Source organism: Streptomyces sp. NPDC089915, assembly GCF_040684675.1.
GTDB lineage: Bacteria > Actinomycetota > Actinomycetes > Streptomycetales > Streptomycetaceae > Streptomyces.
On the sequence record NZ_JBFBGN010000394.1, the window covers coordinates 1 to 1221 of the forward strand.

Consider the following 1221-nt stretch of genomic DNA (forward strand, 5'->3'; position numbering starts at 1 on the left):
GGCCTGTTCGGGGGCGGGGGTGAAGGCGGTGACGGAGCCGTCCGTGTGCTGGACGGTCACCACGCTCCCGCCGCCCGGGCCGGGCTGGTGCCACACTGCAGGGCCGCGTCGAACAGCGCCGGGTGCAGGCCGAACGCGCCCGCCCCGCCGTGCAGTTCCGCCGGGAGCTCCACCTCGGCGAAGACCTCCTCGCCGCCGCGCCAGGCCGCGCCCAGGCCGCGGAAGGCGGGACCGTAGGCGTAGCGGGCCTCGTCGAAGGCCCCGTACAGGGCGTCGAGGTCCACCGGTTCGGCGCCGGCGGGCAGCCAGCCGGTGTCGGGGGCCGCGCCGCCGTCCTCGTCCGGGGTCAGCACACCGGTGGCGTGCCGCAGCCAGGGGCCGTCCGGGTCCGCGCCGACCCGGGAGTACACCGCGAGGGTGCGCCGGCCGTCGCCGTCCGGGGCGCCGACCGCCAGGTGCAGCTCCACGGAGCCCTGCTCGGGCAGCGGCAGCGGGTTCTCCAGGGTGAGCTCCTCCACGCCCGGGCAGCCCGACAGCTCACCGGCGTGCAGCGCCAGCTCGACGAAGGCCGTGCCCGGCAGCAGCAGCGTCCCGGAGACCCCGTGGTCGGCGAGCCAGCCGTGCGTACGGGTGGACAGCCGGCCGGTCAGGACCAGCCCGCCCGAGTCCGGCAGCGGGCTGAACGCGCCCAGCAGCGGGTGCCCGGCCGGGGCCAGCCCCAGCCCGGCGGCCGCCTCGGCGGGCGAGCCGCCCCGCGAGGTGTCCAGCCACAGCCGCTGCCGCTGGAACGGGTACGTCGGCAGCCCGGCGTGCGCCGCGCCGCCGCCCTCGGGGAACAGGCTCCCTCGGTCCACGGCGGCGCCCTGGACGTGGAGTTCGGCCAGCGAGGCCAGCAGCCGGGCCCGGCCGCCCTCGCCCCGGCGCAGCGAGCCGACGGCCACGACGGGGGCGTCCGCGTCGGCGGCGGTGTCCTGCACCCCGGAGACCAGCACCGGGTGCGGGCTGACCTCGACGAAGAAGCGGTGGTCGTGCTCCAGCAGCAGCCGCGTGGCCCGCTCGAACCGCACGGTGCCGCGCAGGTTCTCGTACCAGTAGCCGCCGGTCAGGCGGGTGGTGTCGATCGGCTACCCGCCAGGCCTCCACGCAGACCGTGTAGGTCTGCGTCCTGGAGCTCCCGCCCGCGATGGGGGCGGGCAGCGGCTGGGCCGTGGTGAGGGTGGC

General features: G+C 77.9%; 1 protein-coding gene. It reads right to left on the minus strand.

The genetic code is table 11. The features are described 5' to 3' along the window. Nucleotides 1-56 precede the first annotated feature (56 nt). Nucleotides 57-1067, minus strand: a complete 1011-nt coding sequence (locus tag AB0O29_RS36110; RefSeq protein WP_365160736.1) for a polyketide synthase dehydratase domain-containing protein — start codon at nucleotides 1065-1067, stop codon at nucleotides 57-59. Nucleotides 1068-1221: the final 154 nt, after the last annotated feature.